Source organism: Streptomyces africanus (assembly GCF_002150735.1).
Lineage (GTDB): Bacteria > Actinomycetota > Actinomycetes > Streptomycetales > Streptomycetaceae > Streptomyces > Streptomyces africanus.
Genome location: NZ_MUKA01000228.1, coordinates 1 through 22331 on the forward strand (window position 1 = coordinate 1; position 22331 = coordinate 22331).

Below are 22331 nucleotides of genomic sequence, written 5' to 3' on the forward strand. Positions count from 1 at the left end.
CCACGGTGTTCTCGGCGGCGAGGGAGGAAAGAGCCAGCAGCACGTGGGTCAGTCGCGCACGGTCGACCGGGGTGGCGCCGCGCGCGCCGAGGAACATCTCCCGCGTGGCGAGCTCGTCGAGCATCGCGTGGGCCTCGTGCGCGGACAGGGGCGCGAGACGCAGGGAGACGTCGCCGAGGATTTCGGCCGCCGTTCCCCCGGCGCCCAGAGCCAGCACGGGACCGAAGACCGGGTCGCGGCGTATGCCGACGACGAGTTCGGGGCCCGCGGGGGCCATCTGTTCGACCAGCAGTGCGGGGCTTGCGGGCATGCGCGCGAGGGCGTCGTCGAGCTCCTCGTGCGTGCGGATGCCGACCTGGACCCCGCCGACGTCCGTCTTGTGCAGGATCTCCGCGTCGAGGATCTTCACGACGACCGGTCCGCCGAGCTCCGCGAGAGCCGCGTGTGCCGCGGCCGGGTCGGCGCACGCGCGGCGTACGGGCGTACGGATGCCCAGGTCCGCGAGGACGCCCTTGGCGGTGTGCTCGTCGACGGGGCCGGACAGCGACAGCGCGGATGCACCGGACGCGGTGACGTCGGCGGCCTCCAGGCGGGCGCGAGCAGCCGCGTCCTCGACGAGCGCGCGGACCATGGCCGATCCGGAGGCCGGTGTGGCCGCGCAGGGGATGCCGGCTGCGCCGAGTTCCCGGCGGGTCCGCCGTGCTTGTTCCACGGGTCCGCCGACGACGGCGACGAGCGGGGTGGCGGTACGGGCGGCGGCCAGCGCGGCCGGGAGGTCCACGGCGGTGGGCTCCAGCAGCCCGTAGACGGCGGTGAGGTCGATGCCGGGGTCCTCGGAGACCCGCTCCACGACCTGCGTGAGCGCGGGCGAGGGGCGGCCGGTGTCGACGGGGTTGTTCAGGTAGGTGAGGGCCGGGAGCAGCTCGCGCAACTCCTTAGCCGTCCGCTCGACCAGCGGCGGAACCTGGATGCCGTGAGAGCGCAGGCCGTCCGTGAGCAGCAGTCCGGGCCCGGCCTGTGCGGTGACCAGGCCGATGCCCGGGCGTGGATGGGCGGGGAGCCGTACCCGGCTGAGGGCTGTGACGGCGTCGACGAGGTCGCGTTCGTCGTCGACGAGGACGGCTCCGGCCTGGCGCAGGGCCGTCCTGGTCACGCGCCAGGAGGTGGCCAGGGCGCCGGTGTGGGAGCGGGCGAAGTCGCCGATGTCGCTGCGGCCCACGACCAGGGCCACGACGGGGACCCGATCGGTCAAGCGGCGTACCGCATCGGTGAGGCGGCGGCCTTCGGCGGCGGTCTCCACGTGCAGGGCGACGGCCCGTACGCCGTCGTCCTCGGCGAGGTGGCCCAGGACGTCGGCCTGGGTGACGTCCAGGCTGTTGCCCAGGCCGACCCCGAGGCGCAGGCCGGCGCCGGCCTCGGCCAGGGCGAAGGCCAGCGCGTGGTTCACGCCCCCGCTTGCCGCCACGACCGCCACCGCTCCCGGCTCCAGATCGGCCGCGCCCGGGACGAAACTGGCCGTGAGCCGCCGGTGGGGGGCGAGGAAGCCGGAGGTGTTCGGCCCGAGGACGCGGATGCCGGTGTCCCGCACCACCTCGGCCAACGCCTGTTGGTGCAGCGCACCGTCGCCCCCTGCTTCCGCGAACCCGCCGGCGCACACGAGTGTGGTGCGGGCACCGACGGCTGCCGCCTCGCGCAGGGCTTCCGCGGTCACAGCGGCCGGTATGCAGGAGACGATCAGGTCCGGTGTGACGCCATGGGCGGCGGCCGCGTCGCCGACGGTGGGGAAGAAGCCCTGATCGGGGTCCGGGCGGCCGGAGTTGACCTTCATCACCGGCCCCGGGAAGGAGGCCAGGGAGTCGGTCATCGCCGCGCCGAGCTTCCCGGGCGTGGCCGATGCGCCGAGCACGGCGATGGCTCGCGGCGCGAACAGCGCGTTCAGGGCGCTCACTTGACGACTCCGATGAGGTCGGCCCGGCCGGACAGCAGGAGCGTGGTCGCGGTGTCGTCGTCGTACGCGCCGATCACCGCGGCGGGCAGCCCGTGCGCGAGCCGTACCTCCTCCGCGACCAGTACGCGGGTCAGCGTCGTACCACCGCGTACGCCGACGAGCGGGGCGCCTGCCTCTGCCGCCTCGCGTACCTGATCGAGGGCGAGCGGCAGTCCCTCCTCGGTGTCCGGGGCGTCGATCCACACACCCGCGCTCGACGACTCACCGCTGAAAGGGAGCATCGGGATCGCTGTGCCGTCGGCCCCGGTCAGGAGATCGTCGCCGACCGTCACATGGCATGAGGGAAGCCGGAAAGGGCCGCCTCGGAAAGGTGTCTCCAGGGGCGGCGCTTCATGGAGGTCCCGCCACCATGCGTCGACGCGCTCCACGTACGCCGCGTCGCGCACGGCGAGTTTGCCGCGCGGGATGCTGCGGGTGAGGAAGTGGAAGGCGAACTGCGTCGGATCGTCGAGCGTCCGGACGTAGCGGCCGAAGTGCTCCCACCACGACAGGCTGGGCCGCGCCGAGTTCTGGATCTTCTCGACCTTGGGGCGGCGGCGCTCCTCGTAGAGGTCGAGTGCCTCCGGCACGCTGTGCGGCGCCTCCTCCAGGGCCTCGGCCAGCGCGACCGCGTCTTCCATGGCCATCTTGGTGCCGGACCCGACGGAGAAGTGCGCGGTGTGCGCCGCGTCGCCCAGCAGCACCCACGTGCCCCGTCGCCACGAACGGGCCCTGCGGGTGGCGAAGTTGGCCCAGCGGGAGTTGTTGCCGACCAGCGGGTGCCCGTCGATCTGCTCGCGGAAGAGGTCCTCCAGGTAGCTCTTGGTCTTCTCGTCGCTCGGGCCCGGCGGGGTGGCGGGATCGAAGGCGTCGAGGCCGGCCGCGGCCCACGAGCCGGCGTCGGTCTCGACGATGAAGGTGCTCAGCGAATCGCTGATCGGATAGGCGTGGGCGGCGAAGACGCCGTGGGGGCCGTCCTGGTGGACGAAGGTGAGCCCGTCGAACATGTACGGGGTGCCGAACCAGATGAACTTCGCGCTCGCCACCTCGGCGGTCGGTCCGAAGTCGTCGGCGAACAGGGTGCGGAAGCGGCTGTTGGCGCCGTCGCACACGACGACCAGGTCGAAGTCGTCCAGCTCGGCGGGGTCACGGACCTCGTGCTGGAAACGCGTCTGCACGCCCTCGGCGCGGGCTCGTTCCTGCAACAGGCTCAGCAGCGTCTTGCGTACGACAGCCGCCATGCCCATGCCGCCGACGCGCTCCCGTGCACCGTGCACGCGGACCTCGATGTCGTCCCAGTGCCGGCCGTGCTTCTCCAGCGCCTCACTGAGGACGGGGTCGGCGGCGTCGATGGCGTCGAGGGTGGCGTCGGAGAAGACCACTCCGAAGCCGAACGTGTCGTCGGGGCGGTTGCGTTCGAAGACCACGACGTCGGCGTCGGGTCGGCTCCGCTTCAGCAGCGTGGCGAAGAAGAGTCCTCCGGGACCTGCGCCGATGCAGGCAACTTTCATGGCTTTTCCTTCGCGCTCACAGCCACGCGGGCAGTTTCGGCAGGGTTCCCCCGCCGGTCGGGTACAGGGGGCCGGGCACGGGGCGCCCGGTCGCATAGGCGGCCAGGCTGGGAAGGTCACCGGTCGTCACGACGGGATCCGCGCTGCCGGGCGCGCCCAGGGACCAGGTGCGCGCGCCGTCCTCGGTGCGCAGCGTGACGGGGGGACAGTCCGGGCGGGCCCGGAAGGTGGCGGTCACGTCGTCGAGGAGCGCGGCGCACACCTCGCGCGGGACGTCGTCGAAGCTGGTGTCGATGTTCAAGTCGACGGCGTGGATCCACACTTCGCGCACCCTCATCCAGGGCACCTGAGAGGCGGGCACCTCACGGCCTCGGGCGGTGCGGACGGTCGCCGCCCAGCACTCGTCGGGCAGTGCGGCGAGTTCCGCGGCGAGGCTGCGGTCGGCGGCGAGCAGCTCCGCGCGCAGCTCTTCGGCCGGCCGCCGGGCGCCCTCCTCGATCTCGCGCGCACGCTGGTCGCCGCTTGCGTACATGGCCGTCTCGACACCTGTGCGCGCCCAGGTCAGCAGGTTGACGAGCGCGTCGGCGTTGCGGGCGACATGGGCGACGACGTGGGCCCTGCTCCAGCCCGGCAGGTGCGAGGGCCTGGTGAACCCGGGGTCGGTCAGCCGGTGCACGGCGGCTTCGAATTCCGCCGTGCCCTTGGCGGCCTGCTCCAGCATCGCGGCCGGGCGTGCCCTCACCGCGTCTCCCGGCGGCAGGTGTTGCGGCACTCGCCGATCCCCTCGATGCGGGTGACCAGGCGCGTACCGTCCTGCAGATAGCGGGCGGGCTTGCGGGCGTGGCCGACCCCGCCCGGCGTGCCGGTGGCGATCACGTCGCCGGGCACGAGTGTGACGATCTCGGACAGGTACGCGACCAGTGTGGCCGGGTCGAAGACGAGGTCACCGGTGTCGGCCTTCTGCACCGTGTCGCCGTCGACTTCGCAGGTCAGGCTCAGGCCCTGGGCGGAGACCGCGGGATCGTCGGCGGTGACCAGCCACGGCCCGATGGGGGTGGTGGCCTCGAAGTTCTTGCCCTGGTCCCACTGGGTGGTGCGGTACTGCCAGTCGCGGGCGGTGACGTCGTTGAGCACGGTGTACCCGGCGATCGCGGCCCGCGCCTGCTCCGGGTCGGCGTGCCGGACCTCGGCACCGATGACGACGCCGAGTTCTGCCTCCCAGTCCGTCTGCGTGGACGCAGCGGGCAGGGTCACGTCGTCGTAGGCGCCGACCAGCGTCCGCGCGAACTTGGAGAACAGGGTGGGGTGGGAGGGGAGTTCGCGGCCCATCTCCAGGATGTGGGTGCGGTAGTTGAGGCCGACGCAGACGACCTTCTCCGGTGCGACGACGACCGGTGCGTAGTCCAGGGCACCCTCGTACGCGTCACCGGCGGCGTCCGCGGCACGCGCCGCCCAGTCGCCGTGGCGCAGGAAGGCCACCAGGTCGCTCTCGCCCAGGTCCACCGCCTTGTCCTCGTCGACGCGGACGGCGCGGGTGGTGCCGTTGACCCGGATGGTGGCGAGCTTCACTTCTGTTCTCCTCGGGAGGTACGGGCGAGGCCCAGGGCCTCGTAGACGGGCTCGTCGCTGAAGCGGAAAAAGTCGACCTGGGTACGGGCGGACAGCGAGACCTCGCACCAGGACGGGACGACGAACAGGTCGCCCTTGGCGATCTCGAAGACCTTGTCGCCGACCCGGGCGACGGCCTCGCCGTCGAACACCTGCCAGACCGCGGAGCCGACCGAGCGCACCGGGACGGTCTGTGTGCCGGCCCGCAGTCGGCGCATCTCGGTGCGCATCGTGACCAGGGCGTCCTTGCCGGTGGTGGGGTTGGAGAAGCGGACTCCGGCGTGCCCGGGCTCGATCACACCGGCTACTCCTTCGTCCTCCAGCTCCAGCTGGGCGGTCAGGGCCGCGTCGGTGTGCTCCCAGCGGTAGGCGTTCAGCGGGGAGTTGGGCCGCTCGGGCTGGCCGATCGGGCGCAGTCCGGGATGGCCCCACAGTCGTTCGCCGCGCGAGCGCTCGGGGGTTTCGCGGGTGGAGAGCTCGTCGGGGCCGAACTCGAAGAAGCCGGCGTCCAGCTTGGAGACGAGCGGGATGTCGAGGCCGTCGAGCCAGGCCATCGGCTCGTCGGTGACGTTCTGATGCTCGTGGAAGGCCCAGCTCGGCGTGAGCAGCAGGTCACCGCGCCGCATCGCCACCGCGTCCCCGTCGACGTTGGTCCACACGCCCTCGCCCTCGACCACGAACCGGAAGGCTCCCTGGCTGTGCCGGTGCGAGGGGGCGACCTCGCGCGGACCCAGGTACTGGATCGCGGTCCACAGAGTCGGAGTAGCGTAAGGGAGGCCCGGAAGGCCCGGGTTGGACAGGGCCATGGCGCGGCGTTCGCCGCCACGCCCCACCGGTACGAGCTCTCCGGAGCGCTGGGCGATGGGCAGCAGTTCCGCCCACCGCCACAGGTGCGGGACCGCGGCGGGCTGCGGCGACATCGGCATGAGTCCGTCCACCTGGGTCCACAGCGGGATCAGGCCCGCGTCCGCGAAGTCCGCGTACAGCTCGTCGAGCAGCTCGCGCTCGGTCTGTTCGCTGGTGGTGTCGGTCATGGAAACCTCCACGTCGGGTGTTCGGCGACCGCCGGAAGAAGCGCGCTTCATTCCGCGCTGACCCCTGACGCTACGCCGCCGTTTCCCCTCATCGGAATCCTTGAAGGGTAGGATTCCTCTATGGAGAATTCGACCAGCCCTTCGCCCAGCCCCTCCTATCCGGTGAGCGCCGCCGGCAACGCCCTGCGCGTCGTCCGGCTGCTGCACGAGCTCGACGAGCTGCGGGTGATGGACGTCGCGGACCGGCTGGGCGTCGCGCGTTCGACCGCGCACCGGATCCTCGCGATGCTCATCTTCGAGGGATTCGCCGCGCAGGACCGCCACAAGGTGTACCGGCCGGGGCCGGCTCTGCAGGCGATCAGGGGAAGCCATACGGCCCCTCCCCCGGACCTGATCACCATCGCCCATCCCCACCTGCTACGGCTGGCGGACGCCGTACGGGAGACGACCCACCTGATGGTGCTCGAAGGCAACGGTGCTCGCTTCCTGGACGGCGTCGAGGGCCCCCAGGCGCTGCGTGTCAGCTACCGCACCGGCACCCTCCTGCCCGCCCACGCGACCTCGGGCGGCAAGGCCATGCTCGCGGCACTGCCGGCGGACCGGCTCCGGGCCCTCTACCCCAACGGGCTCCCCGAGGACCGGGCCAGAGCTCCCAAGGACTTCGAGAGCCTGATGAACGAGCTGGTGTCCGTGCGCCGCCACGGCTACGCCCTCAACCTCCAGGAGAGCGAGCGCGGAGTGCACGCCGTCGGTGCCTGCGTGCGCGACCACGCCGGCACCGTCGTGGCCGCCGTGGCCGTGGCGGCTCCGTCCGTCCGCTGCACCCGCGCACGGCTCACGGAACTGTCCCGACCTCTGCTGACGGCCGTGCGGGACATCGGGCAGGGACTGTGAACGACTGCGGCGCACGCCACCGTCAAGCCGGGTGGTGGCGTGTCGATCCGTTCACAGTCCCAGAACGCGCTCGGCGTTGCCGTGCGCGATGCGCGCGAGATCGGCCGGCGCGTACGGTGCGGAACGCAGGAACCCCACCGCCTCGGCGCTGGACTCGAACGGGTAGTCGATGGAGAACAGCACCCGGTCGACACCGACGGCATGGACGGCTCCCAGCAGCGCGGCATGCGACATGACTCCGCTGGTGGTGACATACACATTGTTCTGCAGGTAGTACGAGGGCAGGTGCTGCAGCCTGTGCTCGGCAGGCACCTGCTCGTAGCGGCTGTCGAGCCGGGCCGTCTGGAACGGCAGCAGCTCGCCCATGTGTCCCAACATCACCGAGGCGCCCGGGAACTCGTCGAACACGCCGCCGTAGATCAGCCGGAGCGCATGGGCACCCGTCGTCGCGGTCCAGCCCCAGGACGGCCCGACCAGCACGGGATACCCGTCGAAGACCCGCCAGTTGTCCGCCGGCACCACAGCCGGATGCAGATACAGCGTCACGCCGAGGCGCTCCAGCTCGGCCCATACCGGCCTGAACCGCGGCTCGTCGAGATAGTGCCCCCGCACATGGTCGTTGTGCAGCACACCCTTGAACCCGAGCTCCTGCACCGCCCGGCGCAGCTCCACGACCGCGGCCTTCGGGTCCTGCAACGGAAGGGTGGCAAAGCCCGCGAAACGGGTCGGATGTGCGGCGACCGCCTTGGCGAGATGGTCGTTGATCCGCCGCGCGGCCGCTACGGCCTCCGCGGGATCCTCCATCACTTCCACACCCGGCGTGGAATACGACAGCACCTGGACATCGACTCCGTTGGCGTCCATGTCCGCCAGTCGCAGTTCGGTCAGATCGTCCAGGCGACGGAACCACTCCTGCTTCATCGCCTCCGGCACCGCCATACGCTGCCGGATCGCTTCCTCCTGCCGGATGGTTCCAGGAACGGAGAATGCCTCTTCCACAGCCACGATGCGCATCTTTTCCTCCACAGTGTTCCGGTGGTGCTTCGAGCAGCCGCCTTGGGATCGGGCCGGCGGACCTGGCATCGGCTGCTTGCGAGCGGCTGCTCAGTCGGTCGTCTCGCCGCCCTCGGCCAGGATCCTGTTGCGCACGCCGGCGAGCGCTCCCGCCATCGCGCCCGCGGGCCTGCCGAAGGTCGAGGCGGAGAACCGGGCGGGGCCTGTCTTGGCGGTGAAGGAGTGCGCGTAGGCGAACTCCCGCAGTCCCTCCTCGCCCTGCTTGCGCCCGTAACCGCTGTCGCCTCGGCCGCCGAAAGGCACCGCGGGGTTCATGGAGAACACCAGGGCGTCGTTGATGCTGGTCATTCCGACGCGCAGTCGGCGAGCGATGGCTTCACCGCGGTCGCGGCTGAAGACGGCGCTGCCCAGTCCGTACCGGCCGGCGTTGATGTGCGCGATGGCTTCCTCGGTGTCGGTGACCTTCACGACGGCGAGCGTGGGCCCGAACGTCTCCTCCGTCGCCGCCAGGGAGTCGGGGGTCACGCCGACGAGGACGGTGGGGGTGACATAGCGCTCCCCCACTGCGTCGAGGCCACCGACAGTGGCTGTCGCGCCGCGCTCGAGAGCGTCCTGGATGTGCTCCCGGATGACCGGGATCTGGGTGGGCAGGGGGACCGGCCCGATCTCCGCGTCCTCGTCGCTGCCGACGCGTACCTGCTGGGCAAGGTCGCTGATCTTCTCGACGAACTCGTCGTGGACCGACTCGACGACGTAGGCCACTTCGAGACTGATGCAGCCGTGGCCGGTGTTCTGCATGGCGCCCCAGACGACATGCTTGGCAGCTTCGTCCAGGTCGGCGTCCTCGGCCACGATGACGCCGTCCTTCCCGCCGAGTTCCAGCAGGACGGGGGTCAGGGTCTGCGCGCACTGGGCGGCCACGGTCCTGCCCGTGGCGACGCTGCCGGTGAACGCGAGCTTGTTGAGGCCGGCCTCGATGAGCGCCTGGCCCGTGGCCCCGAACCCGTTGAGGCACTGGAGGACGTTCGGGAGGTCGGGGACCGCACGCTGCCAGGTCCGGACCATCCACTCCCCGATGCCGGGCGTGATCTGGCTGGGCTTGAGGATGGCGGCGTTCCCTGCCGCGATCGCCTCGACCAGGATGGCTCCCGGCGTGAGCAGGGGGAAGTTCCACGGGCCGATGACACCGACGACGCCGTAGGGCTGGTACTCGACCCACGCACGCTGGTTGGGCACGGTGGGGCTGCCGGGGAGCTCCCGGCGTCCGAGCACGCGCTCGGCGTTCTCGATGGCGTACTGCACGTGCTCCAGAATTCCGAGCACCTCCACGCGGGCCTCGTCGAGAGGCTTGCCGTTCTCCGCGTGGATGAGGGCGGCCCCCTCCTCGCCGCTCACGGCTATCTCCCGCCGCCAGGCGCGCAGCCGCTCCGCCCGGCCCTCGAACCCGAGGTCCCACCAGGCCCCGGCGACCGAGCGGGCGGCGGCGACGGCCGCGGCGGCCTCTTCCTTGCCGGCCACGGGGTAACGGGCGAACTCGGCTCCGGTGGCTTGATCGACGGTGACTACCTCGCTCCCGTCCTGCCCTATGACTCCGTCACGGGTGATCGTTGGAGTGTTGTCGGTCATGGGTCTCTCCTGCTTTCTCACATGGCCACATGCGTGCCAGCTGTTGCTCTTGAACGTGGGCCAAGTTAGATCTGGAGTGCCGATCCAGTCAATCGCAGGGAATTGGCGAGAGTACCGGTGGCATCTTTCTTGACTCACGGCCAAGAGAACCCGGGGCCGCGCTCACACCGCTGCGGAGCCCGCCTCGCGCCGATCAGAGGACGGCAGGGCATCGGGATTGAGCTCGGCGAGCACGCGGAGCAGCAGGGAGTGAATGACAGCCCGCTCGGCGGGGGCGAGGACTGCGAGCGCTTCCCTGTCAAGCCGTTCCACCACTTCCCGTGCGCGGGCGGCGAGCTCCTCGCCGCTGTCGGTGATGGTCAGCTGGACGGTTCTGCGGCTCGAAGGGTGGTCGCGGCGAGCCAGAAGGCCGCGGTCCACCAGCGCGCCGACCGCGGCGCCCATGGACTGAGGAGTGAAGCCGGTCCGGCGCGCGATCTCAGCCGCGGAGATTCCCGGCGTCCAGGCGACGTGCTGCAGCGCGTTGTGCTGCGCCGTCGTGAGGTCGAGCGAACGCAGCGCTCTCTCAAGACGCGCCCCCATCACATGCACCGTCTGCCATGCCAGGTAGCCCATGCGCGTGGACGGATCAACGTGAGTGCGGTGCATGAGCGGCTCCAGACCATAAGGCACCTGATATTTCTATGGTAGAACTATAAGGCACCTTCCAATGAGAGACGGAACCTCCTCATGTCCACACCGCCCGCCACTTCCGCCGAGCCGCGCCACGCGAACCATCACCACGCGATGGACACCGCTCCAGCGCCCCAGGGCGCCACCGGGGTCAAGGGGGTTGTGCTCCCGGTCGTGATCGTGCTGGTCATCGGCTCGATCTTCGTCAGCGTGTTCCTGGCCGCCTTTCACTCCCCGCGCCCGCACGACCTTCCGGTCGCCGTCGTCGGAACGACCCAGCGGCTCGAGCGGATCACCGGCGGGCTGGAGCTCGGACTGCCCGGCGGGTTCGAGGTGAAGCGCTACCCCGACGAGAGTGCGGCCCGCCAAGCGCTGCAGGACCGAGAGGTGTACGCCGCCTATGTCACCGGCACCGGAAGCACCGCCGAACTGCTCTACGCCGGAGCCAACGGCCCCTCCGTGACCTCGACGGTCACCGGCGCCTTCTCCGGCGTCGCCAAGGCGAACGACGACCGGCTGACCGTGCGGGACGTCGTCCCGGCCTCGGCGGGCGACACCCGCGGTATGTCCGTGTTCTACGCCGGATTCGGCGTCGTGCTGGCCGGGTTCCTGTTCGGCATGATGACCTACCAGATGGCTCCTCGCCTGGAATACCGGTGGCGGTTGGCCAGTCTGGCCTCCTTCAGCGCCCTCGCCGGCGTCCTGGTGGCCGTGATAGCCGGAAGCCTGGGCTTCTCGGCGCTGCCGGGGCCCTTCCTCGGCATCGCGGGGATCATCGCCCTGATGGCAGCGGCCGTCGGCAGCGCGACCATGGCGTTCCTGCGCGTCTTCGGCCGGGCCGGGATGTCCCTGGCCGCCGTGGTCCTCTTCACCTTCGGCAACAGCACAAGTGGCGGCACTCTGCCCACCGCCTACCTGCCGGACTGGCTTCACCCGTTCTCGGAGATCCTCCCGGTGGGAGTCGGCGTACGAGCCGTTCAGGGCTTGTCCCACTTCGACAATGACGGTCTCACCGCCGGCGTCGTCGTCCTGATGACGTGGATCCTGGTCGCCACCGCGGTGCTCTTCTGGCGTGATGCCCGCGGGGCCGGCCGCACAGCCGCCGCCTGATCCGGGGCTCCCTGCCGAGCGCCGTTCCCGGGCCGCCTGGAGGACGGGGCGACGTCAGGCCGCTGCCCGCGCCACAGAGGCGCAGGTCACCGACCGGTGGCATGCCCGCAAGCGGCACGCCGCGCTCTCGTAGACTGCGGCCGTGACCGATGCGGCGTTTCCCACCACCGGATATCTAGCCTGGCAGTTCTCCCAGATCATCGCCGGACGACTGGAGCGCGCCCTGCGCGCGGAGGACCTCACGTTGGCTCAGCACAACGCGCTGCAGCACGTCGCCTGGACGCCGGGGGTGTCCGCCGCGGAGATCGCGCGCCGCTCCGGCATCACGGCCCAGTCCATGGGGGCCGCGGTGAGCCGGCTCGTCGAACGAGGACTGCTGCGCCGTGAACCGCATCCGACCAGCCGCCGCAGCATCCGTCTGTTCGCGACCTCCGAGGGACATGCGACGGCCACTCGTGCCGCGTCGATCGCCCGACAGATCGAAGCGGAGACGACCTCGCCGCTCTCTCGGGATGACAAGGACACCATTCACCGGCTCCTCTACCGTCTGGTCGAGGAACTGAACCCCGACGCCCTCGCCATCGGCAGTCGATCCTCGAACCAGCCCTGGCTGTCCAGCGCATACCCCGGGTCGACACCCTCCTGACTGCGTCGAGACCCCTCAGCCTCGTGCGGCGAACGCAGTGGCCGCTTCCTCGAACGACGCGGGCTCACGGCCGAGCAGCATCCGCAGGACGTTGCTGTTGCCGCGCAGGCCGTGCCGGTCATAGTCCTGCCACATGGCGCGCATGTCGGAGGCCCGGGACGCGGAGTCGGCAACTCCCGGCGGGAGAGGTGCGGCCGCCCAGTCCACCGTCCTCGCCTCCAGATCCACTCCTCGTGCCCGTCCGGCGAAGCGCACCGCCTCCGCCAACGTGAGGGCAGGTCCCGCGAGTTCGTAGGTCGCCGAGTCGTGCCCTTGCTCGGAGAGCACCTTGACGCCGGCTTCCCCGAGGTCACGCAAGTCGATGAACGAGAACTCGTTGCCGACGTTGAACGGCACGTTCACGTGCCCGGCCGGAGCCCTCCCCCACGTCGACAGGACGATCTGCGCGAACATCGAGGGCTGCAGGATCGTCCAGTTCAGCCCCGAGGCCCGCACGGCGGCCTCGGCGTTCGCCTTGCGCAGGTGGTGGCGCAGCCCGGGGGTGTGCGGGTGGAGGACGGACAGGTACACGAACCGGCGCGCGCCCTCCTGCTCAGCCGCCTCGAGCGCCCTGATCGCGAGCACGTCTTCCTCCGGGTGGAACGCCGGCGGGATCATGAACACGAAGTCGGCGTTCTTCAGCGCCTGACGGACGGCGTCCGGCTCCTCCAGGTCGGCCTCGACGATGTCGTCCACGCCCAGGGCGGCCACACGTTCCCGCCCTGACGGGCCGTGCACCACGGCCCGGACCCGGAAGGGAGCCCGCAGCGCGGCCTCCAGCACGTACGTACCGCAGAGCCCGGCCGCCCCGATCACCGCGATCAGGGGCGGCTCCTGGCTGCGTACGGCTTCTGATTCGGACACTTTCCCGGCTCCTCTCGCATGTGCGTCGGGTCAGGGGTTGATCACGGTCATCCACATGGGGTCGTCGACCCGTTGCTGTATCGCGTCCATGGCCTTGAGTGCTTCGGTGAGCGGGAACCGATGGGTGATGAGCTCGTCGGCGGTGAGGGCGCCCGTCGCGAGCAGACGCAGGACATCCGTCGCGTCCTGGCGGGTGTAGGCGCGCGTGGTGACGAAGCGCCAGCAATGCATCATCAGGGCGATGGGAGGCAGCGGCAGCGGGGTGGAGTTGCCGCCCATGTGCACGAGTGTGCCGCCGGTGGCCATGCCGGCCATGGCCTGGCCGAGGGCGGGACCCTCCGGGATGAAGTCGATGACGGCATGGGCTCCCTCGGGCGCCAGCTCGCGCAGCCGACGGGTGAGAGCCCCGTCGGTCGACCAGTTCTCGGGGAGTTCGTCGAGTGCGACGACGTCGGCCGGTATGCCGCCGGCGAGCCCGGCGACACGGTGGAGACGCTCGGCGTCGCGGCCGACGAGGATCAGCCGGGCGACTGCGAAGTGCTCCGCGAGTTTGACCGTCGCGGTTCCCATGGTGCCGGTCGCGGCGGTGACCACGAGGGTGGCCCGTTCCGGAAGGTCGGCGCACTTGAGTGCGCGCACGGCGTTGGCCAGATCCTGGACCTTGGCCGCGACGTCGAAGCCGACGGAGTCCGGCAGGGGATCGATCAGCCAGTGCGGGACACGGACGTACTCCGCGAGTCCGCCGTCGTGGTACCGCTCGTACAGGGGCATCGGGGCATCGCCGAAGGCGGCGTGGCCGAGCATGGCCTGCTGGGCACACATCATGTCCCGGTCGGTGCGGCAGTAGTCGCACTCACGGCAGTTCAGCAGGGGGTGGACCCGCACCCGGTCGCCGACCGCGTGGCCGGTGACGTCGCGGCCGACTGCGGTGACGACGCCTGCGGCCTCGTGGCCGAGGGTGGTGGGCAGATGCTTGAGAGCCCCCATCGCAAGCAGGCGCATGATGCCCGGCGCCAGGCCGGCGGAGGCCACCTTCACGACCACGTCGAGCGGACCGGGCTCGGGGACGGGCACCTCCTCCAGGACGAGCGCTTCGGCGCCCTGGTGCGCTCGCAGGGCGAGCATCGTGGCCATCAGCGGACCCCCGCGGTGAGGCTCGGGAGCCGTTCGGGGGTGTAGGCATCCGCCGTACGCGTGGTCTCGGCGACCTGAGGCAGTTCCTGGTGCGAGAGGAGACTGATGTAGTCACCGGGCTCGGTCACGACGCTGGTGTGGGAGATGCCGAGCGGGATGCGCACGAAGTCGCCCGGCTCCAGGTCGACGACGCCCCGCTGGGTGATCAGCGTGCGGTGGCCATGGGCCTGGTACTGGATCTCGTCGGCGTCGAGGGTGCGCCGGTAGCGGCGCTCGCCGCCAGGGCTGGTGGTGACCATGCCGAGGCGGATGCGATCGGTCGAGTACAGCCAGGTGACGTCCTGACCGGGATCGGCCCGCAGCACCGCCATCCGCCGGTCCTCCTGGTGCACCTGCTCCAGCAGGAGCTGTTCGTCGACCCCGAAGACGGTGATGTCGTGGCCGAGCGCGGCCATGCACTGAGTGATCGCCTCGTTGGCCTCGCCGGGCTGCCAGCCGGGGAACGGCGGGAACACGGCCACGGACTCCCGCCGGGCCGGCGCCAGCTCGGTGACCGGTGCGGGGATGTAGAACAGCACGTGGCTGTCCTCGCGGCCGTAGTTGTCGTGGGCGACGCCGCGCGGGATACGGGAGAAATCGCCGGACTGGAACTCGATCACGCCGAGTTCGGTCATCAGGGTCCGCTCGCCGCCGATCTGGTAGGAGATTTCGTCGACATCGCAGTTGCGGTGGTAGAACGGCTGCCGGCCGTCGAGTTTCTGCCACTCGACGCGGATCTCGTCGTTCTCGTAGACGCCGCGCGGCGGGGCGAAGGCCTCCGGCTCGTACTGCTGCGGGTAGTGCACCACGGTCAGCGGCGGGTGCTCCCCCCACAGCTTGACGGGCACCTTCGGGGGATGCGGCGGCGAGAGCAGCAGGTGCTCGTCGCGGACGACACTGCGCAACGGCTGGTCGGAGCCCAGGACCATGACGTCTTCAACGACACTCACGGGGACCTCCTTGTCTTGGCGTACTTGTCCTTGGGTGGTCACCGCTTTCGGCCCCAGTACATCTCGATGCCCTTCCATTCCATGAGCTGAGGGCTGTCGACCTTGTCCCCGAACGCCTCGCGGATCTGCTCTCCGGAGTAGTAGGGGATGTCGTCCACGGGGACGTGCGCGAAGAGTTTGTCGAACCACTGCCGAAGGTGGACGTCGGAGTTGATACGGGAGAAGAACGTCGCTCCCTTCAGGACCGATTCGGCCAGCACGATGCGCCGGCCGGGCTTCATCACCCGCAGCAGGTCCGCGGCCGTCTCGGCCCAGTCGTCACAGTGTTGGGTCGCCTGCAGCACGGCGACGCAGTCGTATGCCTCGTCGTCCACCGAGTCCGTGTACGACCAGCGCCAGCAGCCGATCTGGCCGTTCCGACCGGGGACCTTGCCGAGGACGGCGTTTCGTCCGTCCTTGATGATCTCCACGGTGTCGATGACGCCTTCAGGTCCCACCAGGGCCCGCATGTCCTCGACCCATCCGGAGGGCGCGATGCCCTCACCGATGAGCAGAACCCGGTCGCCGGGACGGAGTTCGAGGAGACCGTAGACGATCTCGGAGATCGGCCGGGCCAGCTCCTGCCAGATGTACGGCAGGCCGCCGGCGATGGCCATGGCCATTTCCCATTTCGCCCGCAGGCCGACGTCGTGGATCTCCGGGCCGAAGCGTTCCTCGTCCCACGGCTGGATGTACTCCCACGGGTCTCCGCCACCGAAGCTGTTCTTCACTTCCGTGCTCACGTCGTTGCCTCCTGTGCAGGCCGCCGCCGACCCCTGTCCCGGTGGCTCTCTTGAACCCGAGACGAGCGTAACACCGCACATGAGCCGTCTAAAGTCTTGTGTTTTTCCAGGTCTTCCATACAGCGGCCTACGCATGCGACTCTGACCCCGGTTCAAGAGGCGGGGTCACGAGCGGTCCCACCCTTGCTCAGGAAGGCAGATCTTTATGTCTGACCAGCACGAGAGAGCCGGTTCCCGACGCGTCCTGGTGGTGGGAGCAGGGCCTGTGGGCCTCGCACTCGCGACCGAGTTGGGGTGGCGTGGTGTACCGGTCACCGTGATCGATCAGGGCGACGGCAGCGTGCCCTTTCCGGCAGGCGAGGCGATCTTTTCCCGCACCATGGAACACCTGCGCCGCTGGGGTTGCGCGGAAGAGGCACGCACGGAGTCGGCGCCACCTCCGGGCTACCCGCACCGCACGGTGTTCGCCACCTCCGCCACGGGGCGCGTCCTCACCGAGTTCGACTACGGGGTCACCAACCGGTCTTCGGGCGTGTACACCCCGCTGACGCCGGAGGGTCCCGCGTTCCTGTCCAAGTTCTCCTTCGTGCCGTTGCTCGCACGCACGGCGAGCGAACTGCCAGGAGTCGAGCTCAGGTACGGCACCCGCCTGGAGACGATGGAGCAGGACTCCGAGGGTGTCCTGGCCGTGGTGCGCGATGTGGCGAGCGGTAAATCCGAGACGCTGGCCGGCACGTACCTGGTGGCCTGTGACGGAGGCCGCAGCGGCATACGTCGGGCACTCGGCATCGAGTTCGAGGGCATGTTCGCCCAGGGACACAACTTCGCGGTGCACTTCCGTGCACCACAGCTGCTGGACCTGTTGCGGGAGCGGCTGGGCGGCCCCGCGGTGCAGATCCACACCCTGTCGTCGGCGCGCAGGCCGTACATCACGGTCGTCAACGGCGTGGACGAATGGCGGCTCTCGGTCTACCTGGACGAGGAGCCCGACCCCGACGACGCGGTCGCCTGGATACACGAGGCCGTCGGTGCGCCGATCGACGTGGAGATCCTCGCCGCGCAGCCCTGGAGCGGACACTGTGTCGTGGCCCGCACCTACCGTGAGGGGCGGGTGTTCCTCGCGGGCGACGCGGCGCATCTGCTGTGGCCGAAGGGGGGCTTCGGCGCCAACACCGGGATCGGTGACGCCGTGGACCTCGGCTGGAAGCTCGCCGCGACCCTCCAGGGATGGGGAGGACCGGCGCTCCTGGACAGCTACGAACAGGAGCGGCGGCCGATCGCCGTCCGCAACGTCACGGAAGCCTCCAGCAACTGGAGGGCCGACGCGCGGCTCGTCCCCGATCCCGTGCTCGACCGCATGGACGCGGAAGGCGAACGGCGCCGACGGGAGATGGGCGAGGAGATCCGCCGGTCCCGGGCCAAGGAGTTCCGCTGCACGGGTGTCCAGCTCGGATACCGCTACAGCGGCTCCCCGATCTGCGTACCGGACGGCACCCCTGAACCGCCCGACGAGCCGGACGAGTACCTGCCGTCGACGTGGCCCGGCTGCCGCGCACCACACGTCTGGCTGCCCGACGGCAGTTCGGTGCTCGATCACTTCGGACGCGGGTTCACGCTCGTGGTCTCGGGTTCCGCGGACCCGGCGCCTTTGGCGGAGGCCGCGCGCCTGAGCGGGGTGCCGTTGACGGTGCTGTGCCTCGCCGACCCGGCCGCCGCGGAGCGGTACGAGCGGCCGCTGGTGCTCGTCCGCCCCGACGGTCACGTCGGCTGGCGGGGCCGGCAGGCCCCCGCGGATCCCGTCGCCGTACTCGACATGGTGCGCGGGGCGACGGTCCCGCCTCCGGACCCGACAGCGCCCGGTGCGGCGCGGGCGGTGTCAGCGGGAGTCGGGACTCACCTCGTCTGAGGTGTCGCTTTCAGCGCTCCCGTCCCTTGGCCGCTGCACTCCCGGCCATGACGGACTCCATCAGGAACCGGATCATCTCGTGGGCCGGCCTGTTCCAGTCGTTGGGCACGTTCGCCCCTTCGAACACGGCTACCGCGACATCGCGGACGAGCGCGGCATCGACGCCGGAGTCGTGATCGAGGCCGCGCTCGGCCATGAGCTCGTCGACCAGTCCGACGATCCAGTTCAGGAAGGTGTCGTGGGCCTCGCGAACTGCCTCCGAATGGGGAAGCCGGTCGTGCATGGCCTGGTGCAGCGGCCGGGAATAGCGCATGTCGGACAGCCCGCGCACCAGGCGGCTCAGCGGGTCGGCACCGGCCTGCTCCTCGTTGAGGATGCGGATCTCGCGACTGAGCAGGCGGTTCATGACGGCGGCGAAGATGTGGTCCTTGGAGTCGAAGTACCAGTAGACGTTGCCCCGGGCCACGCCTGCGGCGGAACTGATGTCCGCCATCGTGGTCTTGGCGTATCCCTTCGAGAGAAAGAGCTCGGTGGCCGCGGCTAGCAGATCACCCGTGCGCTCCTCCCGGGGGATCTGTTGGCGGTTCCGCGGCATCCCGACTCCTCCCGTGAGTTCACTCCATCTCACGTGAGTGTAGACACCGGTGTCACAACCGGTCAGCGTCGCACCCGCGGCATCCCCAGCCCGATCCACGAGATGATCTCCCGCTGGATCTCGTTGTTGCCGCCGCCGAAGGTGAAGATGACCGCCGAGCGGTAACCGCGTTCCAGCTCGCCGTGCAGGACCGCGCCCGCCGAGCCCTCCTTCAGCGCGCCGGGGGCGGCGACGATCTCCATGAGCCAGGCGTAGGCGTCGCGCCGGGCCTCGGAGCCGTAGACCTTGACGGCGGAGGCGTCCTGCGGGGTGAGGGTGCCGTCCTGCACCGCACCGACCATCCGCCAGTTGAGCAGCTTCAGCGCGTCCAGCCGGGCGTGGGTCCGGGCCAGGAGGCGGCGGACCCAGGGCAGGTCGGCGACCCGGCGGCCGTCGGCGAGCTTGGTCTCCATCGCCCAGCGCTGCACGTCGTGCAGGGCGCGGATCGCCATGGTGCCGTGGGCGGCCAGGGTCACGCGTTCGTGGTTGAGCTGGTTGGTGATCAGCCGCCAGCCCTGGTTCTCGGCGCCGACCCGGTGGGAGACGGGAACGCGGACGTTCTCGTAATAACTGGCCGTGGTGTCGTGGGAAGCGAGGGTGTTGATCAGGGTGCAGGAGTATCCGGGGCCGGTGGTCGGCACGAGCAGCATCGTGATGCCCTTGTGCGGCGGGGCGTCCGGATCCGTACGGACCGCCAGCCACACCCAGTCCGCCGTGTCACCGTTGGTCGTCCAGATCTTCTGGCCGTTGACGACGTAGTCGTCGCCGTCGCGTACCGCGCGGGTCCGCAGGGACGCGAGGTCGGTGCCCGCGCCGGGCTCGCTGTAGCCGATGGCGAAGTCGATCTCGCCGGAGAGGATCTTCGGCAGGAAGTACGCCTTCTGCTCCTCGGTGCCGTACTGCATGATCGTCGGGCCGACGGTGTTCAGCGCCATGAGCGGCAGCGGGACGCCGGCCTGGGCGGCCTCGTCGAAGAAGGTGAACTGCTCCATCGCCGTCAGGCCGCGCCCGCCGTACTCCTTCGGCCAGCCCACGCCGAGCCAGCCGTCCGCGCCGAGCCGCCGGATGGTCTCGCGGTAGAACCGCTTCTGGGCGGCCGGGTCGCCGTGCCGGGCGTACGCGTGGTCCGGGACCAGTTCGGCGAAGTAGGTGCGCAGTTCGGTGCGCAGCCGCTGCTGCTCGGGCGTGTATTCGAGGTGCACGGCGCCTCCAGGCTCCCAAGGCCGGTCCTGTCGGCGCACACCGTAGAACGTGTTACAGAAATTGGGAATGGCGAGCGACGGGGAACATCCCCGGGCCGGCCCGCTGCGGAAAGCCTCCTCAGTTCAACGTCGAGAGGAAGTCCGTGCACGCCCGCGCGCATGTCCGGCACGCCGCCGCCGAGTCCTCCGCTCCCGGCTGCCGGTCGAAGACGTGTGCGGCCTCCAGGCACACGCTCCGGCACCACTCCACCTGGACGCGGATGGTCGACTCGTCCACCTGGTTCTGCTCGGACAGCACACGGCAGGTCGCGTCGCAGACCTCCGCGCACATGATGCCCTTGCGTCGTACGAGTTCCTGGTTCTCGGTGCCGTCGGGGTCCACGAGGCTCGCGCGCAACGCGCACGCCCGGGCGCACTCGGTGCACGCCTGGGCACAGGCGAAGCGGTCCTCCAGGAACCGGAACAGCTCCTGCTGGGATGTCGTCACACCGCGCGGGTAGCCCCGCCGATGCCGGTCAAACCCGGTGGCGCCAAGGGTTCCGTACGGTTTTCCGGCCTCGCCGGCCGGGCACCCGGCAGCCCGGGAACGACGACGCACGGAGGTGAGTCACATGCCCGGGCGACAGGAACTTCCGTCGACCCTGGAGCGGTCCGCCAAGGAGGCGCAGCGCACCTGGATCAAGGCGCACGACTCGGCCGTGGAGCAGTACGGCGAGGGAGAGCGCGCGCACCGCGTGGCCTTCGGCGCGCTGAAGCACACCCACGAGAAGGTCGGCGACCACTGGGAGCGCAAGGAGGGCGGCCGCAAGGCCCCGTCGGACCCGCGCTCGGCCCGGCCCCGGCGGCAGGGCGGCCGCAGCGGCGAGGGCGTCGACGAGCGGGCCTCGAAGGAGCACCTGTACGACCTCGCGAAGCGGCTGGGCGTCGAGGGGCGGTCCCGTATGTCGAAGGCGGAGCTGCTGGACGCCGTCCGCAAGGAGAACCGGTCGAAGACCAGGTCCGCCCGGTCGGGGTGAGCAGGTTCATGGTGCGGACCAGGGGTACTCGCGTGCCATGACTAGCGCATGGATGGAGATGGCCGCGGGCCGCGGGGCCCTCGGCATCGGGCTGATCGTGGCGGGTGTGGTGGTCGTGGTCCTGCTGCTGGGGGCCTTCGTCCTCGGCGTGCGCGTCAAGCGCAGGGAGCTGCCCACGCCGCGGCCCGACGAGCAGCCGCGACTGCCCGACGGCGGCCCGGTCCGTGAGACGAGTGAGCGCCGGGAGCCGGACGAGGTGCCGAGAAGCCAGGACCGTCTGACGCCGCACGAGCTGAAGGCACACGGCAACCAGAGCGACCGCAGGAGCGCGACCCAGGAGCGTCCCCGCTGGAACGAGGGCAGCAGCGGCTCGTTCGGCAGCGGCGGCCCCGGCGGCCGCTGAGCCCCGCTCCCCGCGGCACTGCGCTCCGTACCCCACGTCGTACGTGAACACGCCGGACCCACGTCGTACACAGGGAAGTGAGAACCATGGCCGATCCCGCCCGCAACACGCTGCCGCTGCCGGACTACGACCACCTGCCGATCGGCGGCCTGGAGAGCCGTGTGCGGTCGCTGTCCGCGGACGAGGTGGAGGAACTGCTGGCGTACGAGCGGTCGCACGCCGACCGGCTGCCGGTGACCGAGCTGCTGGGCTCCCGCCTGGAGCAGCTGCGCGAGGGCGCGGAGCCGACGTCCGGCGATCCGGGCGCGCTGCGTCCCGAGGCGGGCGAGGGGCACGGGGGCTCTCCGGTGTCGCCCGCCACGTCTCCGCAGCCGTTCAGCCCGCCGCCGCACGGCACGCCCGACCAGCGGGGCAAGCCGAAGGGTGACCGCACGTAGGTGTCCCCGGCGGACAGAGCCGACCAGAAGGGCCCGTGCCTGTGCACGGGCCCTTTTCGCGCGCAGAGCGCCTGCGCCCCCAACAGGGTGAGGTGGATCACAGCGGGCGAGTGCAGCGTGACGTGGGGTCCAGCGTCTTTTCAGTGGTGCAGGGGGTCACTGAGACGCGGGGCGGTGGGGATGGAGCAGGTTCGGGCGGACGGCTTCGACGAGTTCGTGGCCGCCCGTTGGTCGGCGCTGCTCCATGTCGCGCGGCTGCTGACGGGCGGTGACCGGCAGCGGGCCGAGGACCTGGTGCAGGAAGCGCTGGTGAAGCTGTGGTTCGCCTGGCCGAAGGTGGCAGAGCAGGCTCCGGAGGCGTACGTCCGCACGGTGCTGGTGCGGATGGCGGCGCGTTCGGCGAAACGGCGCTGGTGGGGTGAGCGCCCGGTGGAGCAGCTGCCCGAGCTGGCCGAGCCGGGCGATGTGTCGTCCACCGTGGCGGAACGCTCGCGGCTGGAGGCCGCGCTTGCCCTGCTGTCCCCCAAGCAGCGGGCCGCGGTGGTGCTGCGCTACTACGAGGACCTGCCCGAGGCCCAGGTCGCCCAGGCGCTGGGCTGCCCGGTGGGCACGGCACGGTCCCACGCGTCACGCGGAGTCGCACGGCTCCGCCAGATCCTGTCCGACGCCGTCAGGCCCGTGGGGTGAAGGGAGAAGCGATGGACGACTTCGAGCGGGACCTGTCGCGGCTGCTGCGCGACACCCAGCAGCACACCCCCTACGAGCCCGGACACCGGCGGCGGCTGCACGCCGGCATCCGCTCCCGCCGCCGGTGTCCGGGCTC

23 protein-coding genes are annotated in these 22331 nt (G+C 70.6%); 8 read left to right on the forward strand and 15 right to left on the reverse strand.

The genetic code is table 11. The annotated features are described in order from the left end of the window. The 5 genes from CCL05_RS26685 to CCL05_RS26705 all read right to left on the reverse strand — a co-directional run. A partial coding sequence (locus CCL05_RS26685) for an acetate--CoA ligase family protein (protein WP_086563037.1) occupies positions 1 to 1948 on the reverse strand: 1948 nt, incomplete at its 3' end. Next, complete coding sequence (locus CCL05_RS26690; RefSeq protein WP_086563038.1) at positions 1945 to 3498, reverse strand: FAD-dependent monooxygenase; 1554 nt, start codon at positions 3496 to 3498, stop codon at positions 1945 to 1947. The genes CCL05_RS26690 and CCL05_RS26685, both read right to left, overlap by 4 nt. Before the next feature lie 16 nt (positions 3499 to 3514). Further along, entirely contained in the window at positions 3515 to 4240 is a 726-nt protein-coding gene (locus tag CCL05_RS26695; RefSeq protein ID WP_086563039.1) for a maleylpyruvate isomerase family mycothiol-dependent enzyme, read from the reverse strand. Beyond that, positions 4237 to 5067, reverse strand: coding sequence for a fumarylacetoacetate hydrolase family protein (locus CCL05_RS26700; protein WP_086563040.1), 831 nt, complete (start codon positions 5065 to 5067; stop codon positions 4237 to 4239). The genes CCL05_RS26695 and CCL05_RS26700 overlap by 4 nt, the downstream gene beginning before the upstream one ends. Next, positions 5064 to 6140, reverse strand: a complete 1077-nt coding sequence (locus CCL05_RS26705) for a cupin domain-containing protein (RefSeq protein WP_086563041.1) — start codon at positions 6138 to 6140, stop codon at positions 5064 to 5066. Before CCL05_RS26705 ends, CCL05_RS26700 begins: the two co-directional genes overlap by 4 nt. Before the next feature lie 120 nt (positions 6141 to 6260). On the opposite strand from CCL05_RS26705, the gene CCL05_RS26710 reads away from it, so the two are divergent. Further along, complete coding sequence (locus CCL05_RS26710; RefSeq protein WP_244204422.1) at positions 6261 to 7034, forward strand: IclR family transcriptional regulator; 774 nt, start codon at positions 6261 to 6263, stop codon at positions 7032 to 7034. Between the two features lie 51 nt (positions 7035 to 7085). Here CCL05_RS26710 and CCL05_RS26715 read toward each other — a convergent pair whose 3' ends face one another. From CCL05_RS26715 to CCL05_RS26725, 3 genes are all read right to left on the reverse strand, one after another. Continuing rightward, on the reverse strand, positions 7086 to 8048 hold the full coding sequence (locus CCL05_RS26715; protein ID WP_244204423.1) for an amidohydrolase family protein: 963 nt from the start codon (positions 8046 to 8048) through the stop codon (positions 7086 to 7088). A gap of 90 nt (positions 8049 to 8138) precedes the next feature. After that, positions 8139 to 9674, reverse strand: a complete 1536-nt coding sequence (locus CCL05_RS26720; protein WP_086563043.1) for an aldehyde dehydrogenase family protein — start codon at positions 9672 to 9674, stop codon at positions 8139 to 8141. Positions 9675 to 9836: 162 nt separating this feature from the next. Further along, complete coding sequence (locus CCL05_RS26725) at positions 9837 to 10322, reverse strand: MarR family winged helix-turn-helix transcriptional regulator (RefSeq protein ID WP_086563044.1); 486 nt, start codon at positions 10320 to 10322, stop codon at positions 9837 to 9839. A gap of 81 nt (positions 10323 to 10403) precedes the next feature. On the opposite strand from CCL05_RS26725, the gene CCL05_RS26730 reads away from it, so the two are divergent. Both CCL05_RS26730 and CCL05_RS26735 read left to right on the forward strand, forming a co-directional pair. Then, entirely contained in the window at positions 10404 to 11456 is a 1053-nt protein-coding gene (locus CCL05_RS26730; RefSeq protein ID WP_244204424.1) for an ABC transporter permease, read from the forward strand. A 142-nt stretch (positions 11457 to 11598) separates the two neighbouring features. Continuing rightward, complete coding sequence (locus CCL05_RS26735) at positions 11599 to 12102, forward strand: MarR family winged helix-turn-helix transcriptional regulator (protein WP_086563045.1); 504 nt, start codon at positions 11599 to 11601, stop codon at positions 12100 to 12102. Between the two features lie 15 nt (positions 12103 to 12117). Here the strand turns inward: CCL05_RS26735 and CCL05_RS26740 are convergent, their stop codons facing one another. The 4 genes from CCL05_RS26740 to CCL05_RS26755 are packed head-to-tail and all read right to left on the reverse strand — an operon-like array spanning position 12118 to position 15910. Continuing rightward, positions 12118 to 13005 (reverse strand): SDR family oxidoreductase, encoded by an 888-nt coding sequence (locus CCL05_RS26740; protein ID WP_208641628.1) that lies wholly within the window; start codon positions 13003 to 13005, stop codon positions 12118 to 12120. A gap of 30 nt (positions 13006 to 13035) precedes the next feature. After that, entirely contained in the window at positions 13036 to 14139 is a 1104-nt protein-coding gene (locus CCL05_RS26745) for an alcohol dehydrogenase catalytic domain-containing protein (protein WP_086563046.1), read from the reverse strand. Continuing rightward, complete coding sequence (locus CCL05_RS26750) at positions 14139 to 15128, reverse strand: hypothetical protein (RefSeq protein ID WP_244204425.1); 990 nt, start codon at positions 15126 to 15128, stop codon at positions 14139 to 14141. The genes CCL05_RS26745 and CCL05_RS26750 overlap by 1 nt, the downstream gene beginning before the upstream one ends. A gap of 38 nt (positions 15129 to 15166) precedes the next feature. Then, positions 15167 to 15910: a methyltransferase domain-containing protein gene (locus CCL05_RS26755; protein ID WP_086563048.1), complete on the reverse strand. Its 744-nt coding sequence runs from the start codon at positions 15908 to 15910 to the stop codon at positions 15167 to 15169. Between the two features lie 205 nt (positions 15911 to 16115). On the opposite strand from CCL05_RS26755, the gene CCL05_RS26760 reads away from it, so the two are divergent. After that, entirely contained in the window at positions 16116 to 17816 is a 1701-nt protein-coding gene (locus CCL05_RS26760) for an FAD-dependent monooxygenase (protein WP_244204426.1), read from the forward strand. Between the two features lie 10 nt (positions 17817 to 17826). Here CCL05_RS26760 and CCL05_RS26765 read toward each other — a convergent pair whose 3' ends face one another. The 3 genes from CCL05_RS26765 to CCL05_RS26775 all read right to left on the reverse strand — a co-directional run bounded on the left by CCL05_RS26765 (position 17827) and on the right by CCL05_RS26775 (position 20139). Beyond that, positions 17827 to 18411 carry a TetR/AcrR family transcriptional regulator gene (locus CCL05_RS26765; RefSeq protein ID WP_086563049.1) on the reverse strand — a complete coding sequence of 195 codons (585 nt, stop codon included), beginning with the start codon at positions 18409 to 18411 and terminating at the stop codon, positions 17827 to 17829. Positions 18412 to 18473: 62 nt separating this feature from the next. Beyond that, complete coding sequence (locus tag CCL05_RS26770) at positions 18474 to 19652, reverse strand: acyl-CoA dehydrogenase family protein (RefSeq protein ID WP_086563050.1); 1179 nt, start codon at positions 19650 to 19652, stop codon at positions 18474 to 18476. A gap of 118 nt (positions 19653 to 19770) precedes the next feature. After that, positions 19771 to 20139, reverse strand: coding sequence for a four-helix bundle copper-binding protein (locus tag CCL05_RS26775; RefSeq protein WP_086563051.1), 369 nt, complete (start codon positions 20137 to 20139; stop codon positions 19771 to 19773). A 124-nt stretch (positions 20140 to 20263) separates the two neighbouring features. Here CCL05_RS26775 and CCL05_RS26780 point away from each other — a divergent pair, with 124 nt between their 5' ends. The 4 genes from CCL05_RS26780 to CCL05_RS26795 all read left to right on the forward strand — a co-directional run bounded on the left by CCL05_RS26780 (position 20264) and on the right by CCL05_RS26795 (position 22195). Then, positions 20264 to 20668 carry a ChaB family protein gene (locus tag CCL05_RS26780; RefSeq protein ID WP_086563052.1) on the forward strand — a complete coding sequence of 135 codons (405 nt, stop codon included), beginning with the start codon at positions 20264 to 20266 and terminating at the stop codon, positions 20666 to 20668. A gap of 37 nt (positions 20669 to 20705) precedes the next feature. Then, a complete protein-coding gene (locus tag CCL05_RS26785; protein ID WP_086563053.1) occupies positions 20706 to 21071 on the forward strand; it encodes a DUF6479 family protein in 366 nt (121 codons plus the stop codon). Between the two features lie 86 nt (positions 21072 to 21157). After that, positions 21158 to 21508: a DUF8129 domain-containing protein gene (locus tag CCL05_RS26790; RefSeq protein WP_086563054.1), complete on the forward strand. Its 351-nt coding sequence runs from the start codon at positions 21158 to 21160 to the stop codon at positions 21506 to 21508. Positions 21509 to 21688: 180 nt separating this feature from the next. Continuing rightward, positions 21689 to 22195, forward strand: a complete 507-nt coding sequence (locus tag CCL05_RS26795; RefSeq protein WP_086563055.1) for a SigE family RNA polymerase sigma factor — start codon at positions 21689 to 21691, stop codon at positions 22193 to 22195. Positions 22196 to 22331: the final 136 nt, after the last annotated feature.

What these genes read in the sequence shown, in the direction of transcription:
- CCL05_RS26690 (WP_086563038.1), bottom strand. Translation starts at nt 3,498, where the DNA reads ATGAAAGTTGCCTGCATCGGCGCAGGTCCCGGAGGACTCTTCTTCGCC.
- CCL05_RS26705 (WP_086563041.1), bottom strand. Translation starts at nt 6,140, where the DNA reads ATGACCGACACCACCAGCGAACAGACCGAGCGCGAGCTGCTCGACGAG.
- CCL05_RS26710 (WP_244204422.1), top strand. Translation starts at nt 6,261, where the DNA reads ATGGAGAATTCGACCAGCCCTTCGCCCAGCCCCTCCTATCCGGTGAGC.
- CCL05_RS26715 (WP_244204423.1), bottom strand. Translation starts at nt 8,048, where the DNA reads ATGCGCATCGTGGCTGTGGAAGAGGCATTCTCCGTTCCTGGAACCATC.
- CCL05_RS26720 (WP_086563043.1), bottom strand. Translation starts at nt 9,674, where the DNA reads ATGACCGACAACACTCCAACGATCACCCGTGACGGAGTCATAGGGCAG.
- CCL05_RS26725 (WP_086563044.1), bottom strand. Translation starts at nt 10,322, where the DNA reads ATGCACCGCACTCACGTTGATCCGTCCACGCGCATGGGCTACCTGGCA.
- CCL05_RS26730 (WP_244204424.1), top strand. Translation starts at nt 10,404, where the DNA reads ATGTCCACACCGCCCGCCACTTCCGCCGAGCCGCGCCACGCGAACCAT.
- CCL05_RS26745 (WP_086563046.1), bottom strand. Translation starts at nt 14,139, where the DNA reads ATGGCCACGATGCTCGCCCTGCGAGCGCACCAGGGCGCCGAAGCGCTC.
- CCL05_RS26760 (WP_244204426.1), top strand. Translation starts at nt 16,116, where the DNA reads ATGTCTGACCAGCACGAGAGAGCCGGTTCCCGACGCGTCCTGGTGGTG.
- CCL05_RS26765 (WP_086563049.1), bottom strand. Translation starts at nt 18,411, where the DNA reads ATGCCGCGGAACCGCCAACAGATCCCCCGGGAGGAGCGCACGGGTGAT.
- CCL05_RS26780 (WP_086563052.1), top strand. Translation starts at nt 20,264, where the DNA reads ATGCCCGGGCGACAGGAACTTCCGTCGACCCTGGAGCGGTCCGCCAAG.
- CCL05_RS26785 (WP_086563053.1), top strand. Translation starts at nt 20,706, where the DNA reads ATGACTAGCGCATGGATGGAGATGGCCGCGGGCCGCGGGGCCCTCGGC.
- CCL05_RS26790 (WP_086563054.1), top strand. Translation starts at nt 21,158, where the DNA reads ATGGCCGATCCCGCCCGCAACACGCTGCCGCTGCCGGACTACGACCAC.
- CCL05_RS26795 (WP_086563055.1), top strand. Translation starts at nt 21,689, where the DNA reads ATGGAGCAGGTTCGGGCGGACGGCTTCGACGAGTTCGTGGCCGCCCGT.